Consider the following 8,079-nt stretch of genomic DNA (forward strand, 5'->3'; position numbering starts at 1 on the left):
CCGGGATGGCCGGGATGGCCGCGCCGGGATGGCCGGGATGGCCGCGCCGGGATAGCCGGGATCGCGGGGATCGCCGGCACGCCCAGCGACGCGGCATGTTCCCGTTCACCGAGCGTCGTGCGACCGTCCCCGGCCACCGGGGTCGCGGGCGAACGCCTGGCCGGTCCAGGATGGGGTGGTGGACCGGATCGTTCGTGAGGTGCTGTCGGCCGTCGAACGCCACGACCAGGTGGCGTTGAAGGTGTTGCTGCACCCGTACCTGCACTGGGATGAGCCGCGGATCTCGATCCAGGGCCGGGTCAAGGTGCTCGCCCGGCTGGCCGCCTCACCAGCACCCGCCCCGCCGGCGTCGTACGAGCTGCGGGACGGGCAGATCTACCGGTGGAACGGCGGCTGATCCGTCGCCGTGGTCACTGCTCGGTGAGGCGGGCGGCGTGCGCGGTTTCCTCCGGGGCCACCTCGCCCCGGGCCGAGGACGTCAGGGACCAGAAGGACGCCGTACCGTCCGGGCCGGCGAAGGCCCCCGCGGCCAGCGCCGCGTCGATCAGGCCGCGGACCCGCTGCTCGCGGTCCGGCTCCGTCGCGAAGAGGACGTGGACCCGGACCTCGCCGTCGACACGCACGGCGGCGGTGTGGTGCGCGGCCACCGGGCAGGGCGGCTCATGTTCCCAGTGACCGCACAGAGCGGTAGTCACCGCGCCGCCCGGCGCCCGCAGGTCGGCCTCCGGGCCCATCATCAGCACGGCGTCGTGGGCGAATGCGTGGCGTGTCATCCGACGATCTCGACCGGGGTGCCGGCGGGCGGGAAGCCGAAGAGCTGGGCCGCGTTCCCGCCGCGGGCCAGCAGCTCGAAGCACATTTTCATGCCGCCGCCGGTGCCGCTCGGCCAGCCGGAACTGCCCGGCGCGAACGACACCTGCCCGGCCGGTACGGCGAACACGCCGTCGCTGACCACGGCTTCGGCCTCCGCGTCGCCGATGCGTACCCGGACGGTCGTGCCCGTCTCGGCCGGCGCCTCGAACCAGCTGGTCTTGAGGTTGCCGTAGCCGTCGGTGTAGACGACCGTGCGCTGCGGCGCCGGACCGATCGGGACCACGTCGCCGAGCAGGTCGTCGTCGCCGCGGACCAGGCCCGCGACCGCGGCCGGGAACACGTCCCGGGAGCGGAACTGCGAGCCCGCGTCGGCGACCTTGACCGCGTGCAGCGGCACGCCCTCGTCGGCGAGGAACGACAGGCTGGCCCCGGAGTCCACGCCGACGACCAGCACACCGGAGGGCAGCCGCGCCGCGACCAGCCGTTCGCCGGCGTTGTCCTCGCGCGGCTGCTCCTCGTCCTGCCGGGGCGCCACGTTGGCGTAGATCACCCGGTCGGCGGGGCCGGACCCGAACGCCAGCTGGGCCACGCAGAAGCCGGCGCCGACCGTGTCGAACGGCGGCACCGACAGGGCGGCCACCCGGGCTTCGGGCAGCAGCTCCGCGAACGTCTGACGGACCTCGGCGAACGCCAGGTCCCCGGTGCCGTAGTCGGCCACCACGGTGATGAGCATGCCCTGAGCCTAAGGACAACCGGCCGGATCCGCCGCCGATCGGGGGGTCACCGGCCGGTGAGGAACGAGACCGCCTCGGTCAGGGCCAGGTCGGTGAGGGCCGGGTCGTGCCGGGCGCCGACGTCCCGCATGAACGCGTGCTCGCCGCCCTGGTAGATGTGCAGTTCGAGGTCGTCCTGGCCGGCCGCGTACAGGGCGGACAGGATCTCGGCCCGGGCGCCGGCGGGTACGTGCGGGTCCTGGGAGCCGAAGACGATCATCAGCCGGCCCTGGATGTCGGCGGCGCGGGCGAGGGATCCCGCGTCGGCGTCGGCGCCCAGCGCGCCGTTGTGCAGGCCCGTCGGGTAGAAGCACACGGTGGCCGCCACCCGCGGGTCGAAGGCGGCGCGGAACGCCAGGTGACCGCCGATGCAGAAGCCGGTCGCGAACAGCGTCGTGACGTCGGTGCGCTGCTGGAGGAAGTCCAGCACCGCGATCCGGTCCTCGTCGAACTGGCTGGTGGTGGTCGCGGCCGCGCCGGCCAGGCCGGCCTGCTTGCCCGCGTCGTCGAACTCCAGGACCACGCCGGCCAGCTCGCCGCGGGGGTAGATCTCCGGTACGCAGACGACAAAGCCGGCCGAGGCCAAGCGCCGGGCGGTGCGCAGCGTCGACTCGGTCAACTGGAAGATGTCGGTGTACAGCAGCACACCCGGCCATGGGCCGTCGCCCACCGGAGTGATGACCACCGAGCGGATTTCGTAGCCGGACGCCGGTACCCGTACCTCGTCCTCACGCAGCTTCATGCCGAATGACCCTACTGGCACCCGGCCTCCGGCCCGCGTCAGTCGATGGTGTGGCCGCCGTTGACTGTCAGACGTTCCCCGGTCATGAAGCGAGCGGCATCGCTGGCCACGAAGGCCACCACGTCGGCGATGTCCTCCGGTTTGCCCAGCCGGCCCAGCGGCACGTCCCGTACGTAACCGGCGCTGTCCTCGGCCGTCACCACGCCGTGGCGCTCGACCGGGATCCAGCCGGGCGCCACCACGTTCACCGTGATGCCGTACGCGCCCAGCTCGCGCGCCCACGTCCGGGCCAGGCCGATCTGCGCGCCCTTCGCCGCGTTGTACGCCGAGGCGCCCGGCAGGGCCCGCTCGAACGAGTCGGAGCCGATGTGGATGAAGCGGCCCGAGCCCAGCTCACGCATCCCGGGCAGGGTGGCCTGCAGCAGCAGGGTCGGGCTCTTGACGAAGAAGACCAACTGGTCCAGGTGGGCCTGCCAGGAGACCTCGGCGGCCGGGGCGAGCGGCTGCGGGCCGGTCGCGTTGGCCACCACCACCTGTACGGCGCCGAGCTCGGTGGTGATCGCGGTGGCCAGCGCGGCGACCTCGGCCTCGTCGGTGACATCCGCGCCGAACGCGGCGGCCCGGCCCCCGGCGGCGACGATGTCGGCGACCACCTTCTCGGCGCCCGCCCGGTCGGAGCGGTAGTACACGGCGACGGGCCAGCCGTCGGCGGCGAGGCGCCGGGCGATCTGGGCGCCCAGACCCCGTGAGGCGCCGGTGACCAGGGCGCTGCCCGAGATCGTCAACTCATTCTCCCGTCGTACCGTCGAGCAGTTCGCGCACCGCGTCGGCGTGACCCGCGTGCCGGGCCGTCTCGTTGATCAAGTGGATGAGGACGAAGCGTAGATCCGTGCCGTCGCCGGCCCGTGACGGCGTACCCAGGTCTCCCAGCTCTCGGACCGCGGCGTCCGTCGCCGCGGCGCGCTCGCGGTACGCCCGGATCGCGGCCTCGATCGTCAGTTCCCGTCCGGGGAAGTACTCGCCGGCGTTCTTGCCGGCCGGCCGGCCGAGCATCTCGCCGTCGATCCAGCGCCACTCGACGTGGGTGAGGTGGTTGACCAGGCCGAGCAGCGGCAGCAGCTTGCCGTCCGGGCGCCAGCGGGCCTGCTCGTCGGTGATGCCGCCGGCCTTGCGCAGCACCGCCCCGCGCAGGAACGCCAGCCAGCGCAGAAAGAGCTCCGGCTCGTCGGGCGTGCCGGTGGGGAAGCCGCTCACATGAGCCCGCCGGCGACCGTCAGCTCCTGGCCGGTGAACTCGCCGGTCAGCATCGGCATCGCCCGGGCGATCGCGGCCCGGGTCTCGGGCAGCTGCAGGGAGGCCGCGTGGTGGTCCTTGCTCGCCCAGACCTCGTTGACCCAGATCAGGTCCGGGTCGGTCTCGGACACGCCCACCACATAGAGCCGGCAGCCCGCCTCACGCAGCCCGTCCACGCCGCTGAGCAGGATCTTCACCACGTCGTCGCGGTGGCCCGCCGTCGTGCGCATGGTCGCCAGATAGCCGTACGACACGCCGTTCCTCCCGGTCCCGGGGCACGGAGGTGCCCGCGGGCGACATTACGCCGCCGGGGTTGCGGAGCTCAGCTGGCCGGCAGCGGCGCCGCCACCGGGCTGCGGTGACCGTCGCGATCCACGGCGCGCACGCCGAAGAAGACGTTGTCCTTGGACAGGTCGATCATCACCGTGGTCACGTCGCCCACCGCCAGCACGTTCGTCCAGTCCGGGGCGGTGGTCTCGCGCCAGACCACCTCGTAGCCGGTCAGGTCGGGGCTCGTGCCGCGCTGCCAGCGCAGCGTCGTCTCGTTGGTCAGCTGGGTGGTGTCGATCACCACGCCCTTCGGCGTGCCCGGGGCCTGGGCCAGCGACCACAGGACCGCCGCGTTCACCCGGGCCACCCGCGCGATGTACTTGAAATCGCAGAACTCGACCAGGTCGCCGTACTGGATCCCGTTCTCGACGCGGACGTTCTGGTGCTCGTGCGCGAAGTTCTCCCGCGGCTCGGTGAAGCGGGCCGCCGGATAGCCGCGCAGCAGGAACGAGATGTGGTCGCTGCCGCGCAGGTAGCGGTCGCGGCGCCAGATGACGCGGACCTTCATGCCGGTCTGTGGATTCTCCGCCACGTCCCGGACGAAGCGGCCCAGCTGGCGCGACGGCCCGTCGTTCTCGCCGCCGACCGACTTGCGGACGGTGGCCTCGGCGGCCGTCTCGGCGGTGGGCACGCCCTCGACGAACAGCCGGACCGTGCGCGGATCCGACGACGAGCCGTCGTGCGCGTCGCCGGTGCCGACGATGTCGTTGCTGAACATGGCCTGCACGTCGGTGCCGGCGTTCTTGAACTGCTGAGCCAGGTAGTCGGAGCCGTACAGGCCCTGCTCCTCGGCCGCGACGGCGGCGAAGACGACGGTGGCCTCGGTGTGCCGGGTCGCCATCACCCGGGCCAGCTCCATGATCGCCGCCACGCCGGACGCGTCGTCGTCGGCCCCCGGGGCGTCGCTGGTGGCGTCCAGCACGTCGGTGGCCCGTGAGTCGTAGTGGCCGGTCACGACGTACACCCGGTCGGGATCGGTGTCGCCGCGCAGCGTGGCGACGACGTTGGTGATCCGGGTCGGCACCGGGACCCGCGGGGAGACCGGCTGGATGAAGGACTGCAGCTCGACGGTCATCCGGCCGCCGGAAGCGGCCGCGTAGGTGGTGAGCTGCTCGAAGATCCAGTCCCGGGCCGCGCCGATGCCGCGCGCCGGGTCGTCCTGCGCGGACAGCGTGTGCCGGGTGCCGAACGCGGCGAGCCGGGTGACGATGGCGCCGATCCTGTTCGGGTCGATCTCCCGCAGCAGCGCCCGCAGCTGTCTGTCCGGCGACTGCCCGTGCGTGCCCCGCCCGCCGGCATGGGCGGCCCGGGCGCCGAGGACCGGCGTCGCCGCGACGGCCGCGGAGGCCGTCAGGAACGCGCGCCGCGACGAGATGGGCTTTTCGCGGTGATCCGTCATACCCCAGCATCGTCGTCCACCCCGGAGCAGATGTCCATGCTCATCGATGTCAGATGTCGACTCTTGACCTTCAGCCGGCTTGAAGTTCTAGCGTCACGACGTGGTGATGAAAACGTATGCGGAGGCGGAACTCGCGGCGCAGCCGATCGGCTACTGGACCGGCGCGGCGTACCGGGCGGTCGTCGGGCGGATCCGTGCGGAGCTGGCGGTGGAGCAGCTCACCCAGCCGCACTGGTGGATCTTGAACCATGTGGCGGGCGCGCCGGGCACCTGGGAGCGCAACGGTCTGACCGGGCGGCTGCAACGCTTCGACGACCAGGAGACGGATTTCGCGGCCGTCTTCGACGACCTGGAGGGGCGCGGGTGGGTGCTGCGGGCGGCGGACGGGTCGCTGACGCTGAGCGAGGCGGGGGAGCAGGGCCGCCTGCGGGCCCGGGAGCGCAACATGCGGGCCCATGAGGAGATGCACCAGGGCAGCGGCGTGGCCCGCAGGCCGTCGAGCAGCAGCGTCAGGTAACGCCGCCACACCTCAGGGTCGACGTCGCGGGTGTACTCCGCCACCGACGAGATCATCAGCTCGATCTGCGGCAGGTCGGTGCCCTTGAGGTCGGCGCGCAGGTGACCGTCGCGTTGCGCCCGGGCGACCAGTTCGTCGGCGAGCGGCACCAGTTCCTCGCGGATCCGGGAGAAGTCGGGCCGCTGCCCGGAGGCGGTGAAGAGCAGCTCGCGCATCGCCCGGTCGCTCCCGTGCCGGCAGGCGAAGTCCTCGAGGAACCGGACCAGGCCGTCCCAGGAATTCTCCGCGCGCAGGCACTCGCCGGCCAGCGTGAGCAACGCGTCGAGCTGCTCACTGAACAGGGCCAGAACCAGGGCGTCGCGGCTGGGATAGCGGCGGTAGACGGTGCCGACCCCCAGCCCGGCGCGGCGGGCCACGTCGTCCAGGGTCACTTCCAGCCCGCGTTCGGCGAACAGCTCACGGGCCGCAGCCAGCACGCGCTGGCGGTTGCGTTCCGCGTCGCGGCGCAGGGGGCGGGATGCGGCCAAGCTCACTCCCCGAGCCTACCAAGAAGTGGAGAGATTCCCTCAAGTTACCGCTACGGTTGCCGAAGTGGAGGCAAGACCTCAACTTACGGCAGGAGAGCGCATGAGCACCACGACCATCCCCGCGGTCGCGACAACGCAGGACGAGCACAGCGACCCCCAGCACGGCCGACGGTGGTGGATCCTCGCCGTGCTGGCGCTGGCCCAGGTGATGGTCGTGCTGGACGGCACGATCGTGAACATCGCCCTGCCCTCGGTGCAGCAGCACCTCGGCTTCTCCGACGAGAGCCGGCAGTGGGTGGTGACCGCGTACGCACTGGCCTTCGGCAGCCTGCTGCTGCTCGGCGGCCGGATCGCCGACCTGTTCGGCCGCAAGCCGGTGTTCCTCGTCGGCCTGCTCGGCTTCGCCCTGGCCTCCGCGCTCGGCGGCGCGGCCTGGAACTTCGAGGTGCTGGTCGTCGCCCGGGTCCTGCAGGGCATCTTCGGCGCCATGCTCGCGCCCGCCGGCCTCTCGCTGCTGACCACCACGTTCACCGACCCGGCCGAACGCGGCAAGGCCTTCGGCATCTACGGCGCGATCGCGGGCGGCGGCGGCGCGCTCGGCCTGCTGCTCGGCGGCGCGCTCACCGAGTACGCGTCCTGGCGCTGGTGCCTCTACGTCAACCTGCCGATCGCGGTCGCGGCCATCATCGGCGGCTACCTGCTGCTGACCCACACGAAGAGCACCGACCGCCCGAAGATCGACGTGCCGGGCATCGTCACCGTCACACTGGCCCTGTTCAGCCTGGTCTACGGCTTCTCCAACGCCGAGAGCGAGGCCTGGAGCTCCCCGCTGACCTGGGGCTTCCTGACCGCCGGGGTGGTACTGATGGCCGTGTTCGTCCGGCTCCAGGCCACCGTGGCCCACCCGGTACTGCCGCTGCGCGTCCTGCTGGACCGCAACCGGGCCGGCTCGTTCGTCACCCTGTTCGTGATGGGCGCCGGGATGTTCGGTGTCTTCCTGTTCCTGACGTACTACCTCCAGCAGTCGATGGGCTTCACCCCGATCCGCACCGGCCTGGCGTTCCTGCCGATGATCGGCATGCTGTCGGTGGCGGCCACCACGGCCACCTCGGCGCTGCTGCCCCGGGTCGGCCCACGCCCGCTGGTCCCCACCGGCCTGCTCATCGCCGCGGCCGGCATGTTCTGGCTCACCGGCATCGAGCTGGACAGCACGTACGCGGCCGGCATCCTGCCCCCGCTGCTGGTGCTCGGCCTGGGCCTGGGCCTGGCCATCGCCCCGGCGATGAGCCTGGCCACGCTCGGGGTGGCCAAGCACGACTCGGGCGTGGCCTCCGCGACGGTCAACACGATGCAGCAGATCGGCGGCTCGATCGGCACGGCCCTGCTGAGCACGGTGGCGAGCAGCGCGGCAGCCGACTTCCTGATCGGACGCGACGCCCGCGACCCGGGCACGCTGGCCGAGGCGGCGCTGCGGAGCTACCACACGGCGTTCGGCTGGTCGGCCGCGTTCTTCCTGGCCGGCGCCATCATCACGGGGCTGCTGCTGCGCTCGGGCGTACCGGTGGCGGACCCGGACGCCGAGCGGGACATGGCCCACTGACCCACTCGCGCTCGCGCGGCCGCGGCCCGGTGGCCGCGCCGGCGGTGTCGCATTCCGTTCCGACGTGCTTAGCTTCCCGGGTGCC

10 protein-coding genes are annotated in these 8,079 nt (G+C 72.4%); 2 read left to right on the top strand and 8 right to left on the bottom strand.

Annotated elements, in window-relative coordinates; genetic code table 11:
* Positions 1-178 precede the first annotated feature (178 nt).
* Complete coding sequence (locus tag AB0C29_RS22915) at positions 179-397, top strand: nuclear transport factor 2 family protein (RefSeq protein ID WP_360823393.1); 219 nt, start codon at positions 179-181, stop codon at positions 395-397.
* 13 nt (positions 398-410) lie between these two features.
* Here the strand turns inward: AB0C29_RS22915 and AB0C29_RS22920 are convergent, their stop codons facing one another.
* The 8 genes from AB0C29_RS22920 to AB0C29_RS22955 form a co-directional block, all read right to left on the bottom strand.
* Entirely contained in the window at positions 411-773 is a 363-nt protein-coding gene (locus AB0C29_RS22920; RefSeq protein ID WP_360823396.1) for a hypothetical protein, read from the bottom strand.
* Entirely contained in the window at positions 770-1,546 is a 777-nt protein-coding gene (locus AB0C29_RS22925; protein ID WP_360823399.1) for an SAM-dependent chlorinase/fluorinase, read from the bottom strand. Before AB0C29_RS22925 ends, AB0C29_RS22920 begins: the two co-directional genes overlap by 4 nt.
* Before the next feature lie 47 nt (positions 1,547-1,593).
* Positions 1,594-2,328 carry a dienelactone hydrolase family protein gene (locus AB0C29_RS22930; protein WP_360823402.1) on the bottom strand — a complete coding sequence of 245 codons (735 nt, stop codon included), beginning with the start codon at positions 2,326-2,328 and terminating at the stop codon, positions 1,594-1,596.
* A 38-nt stretch (positions 2,329-2,366) separates the two neighbouring features.
* Complete coding sequence (locus AB0C29_RS22935; protein WP_360823405.1) at positions 2,367-3,113, bottom strand: SDR family oxidoreductase; 747 nt, start codon at positions 3,111-3,113, stop codon at positions 2,367-2,369.
* A 1-nt stretch (position 3,114) separates the two neighbouring features.
* Positions 3,115-3,582, bottom strand: a complete 468-nt coding sequence (locus AB0C29_RS22940; RefSeq protein WP_360823407.1) for a DUF664 domain-containing protein — start codon at positions 3,580-3,582, stop codon at positions 3,115-3,117.
* Positions 3,579-3,875, bottom strand: a complete 297-nt coding sequence (locus AB0C29_RS22945) for a putative quinol monooxygenase (protein ID WP_360823410.1) — start codon at positions 3,873-3,875, stop codon at positions 3,579-3,581. The genes AB0C29_RS22940 and AB0C29_RS22945 overlap by 4 nt, the downstream gene beginning before the upstream one ends.
* 68 nt (positions 3,876-3,943) lie before the next feature.
* Positions 3,944-5,350 carry a M28 family metallopeptidase gene (locus tag AB0C29_RS22950; protein WP_360823412.1) on the bottom strand — a complete coding sequence of 469 codons (1,407 nt, stop codon included), beginning with the start codon at positions 5,348-5,350 and terminating at the stop codon, positions 3,944-3,946.
* Positions 5,351-5,500: 150 nt separating this feature from the next.
* A complete protein-coding gene (locus tag AB0C29_RS22955; protein ID WP_360823415.1) occupies positions 5,501-6,394 on the bottom strand; it encodes a TetR/AcrR family transcriptional regulator in 894 nt (297 codons plus the stop codon).
* Positions 6,395-6,494: 100 nt separating this feature from the next.
* Between AB0C29_RS22955 and AB0C29_RS22960 the strand changes: the two genes are divergently transcribed.
* Complete coding sequence (locus tag AB0C29_RS22960; protein WP_360823418.1) at positions 6,495-7,994, top strand: MFS transporter; 1,500 nt, start codon at positions 6,495-6,497, stop codon at positions 7,992-7,994.
* The last annotated feature ends 85 nt before the right edge of the window (positions 7,995-8,079 follow it).

Origin of the sequence: Actinoplanes sp. NPDC048791 (genome assembly GCF_040650095.1) — a bacterium.
Classification (GTDB): Bacteria; Actinomycetota; Actinomycetes; order Mycobacteriales; family Micromonosporaceae; genus Actinoplanes.

What these genes read in the sequence shown, in the direction of transcription:
- AB0C29_RS22920 (WP_360823396.1), bottom strand. Translation starts at nt 773, where the DNA reads ATGACACGCCACGCATTCGCCCACGACGCCGTGCTGATGATGGGCCCG.
- AB0C29_RS22925 (WP_360823399.1), bottom strand. Translation starts at nt 1,546, where the DNA reads ATGCTCATCACCGTGGTGGCCGACTACGGCACCGGGGACCTGGCGTTC.
- AB0C29_RS22930 (WP_360823402.1), bottom strand. Translation starts at nt 2,328, where the DNA reads ATGAAGCTGCGTGAGGACGAGGTACGGGTACCGGCGTCCGGCTACGAA.
- AB0C29_RS22950 (WP_360823412.1), bottom strand. Translation starts at nt 5,350, where the DNA reads ATGACGGATCACCGCGAAAAGCCCATCTCGTCGCGGCGCGCGTTCCTG.
- AB0C29_RS22960 (WP_360823418.1), top strand. Translation starts at nt 6,495, where the DNA reads ATGAGCACCACGACCATCCCCGCGGTCGCGACAACGCAGGACGAGCAC.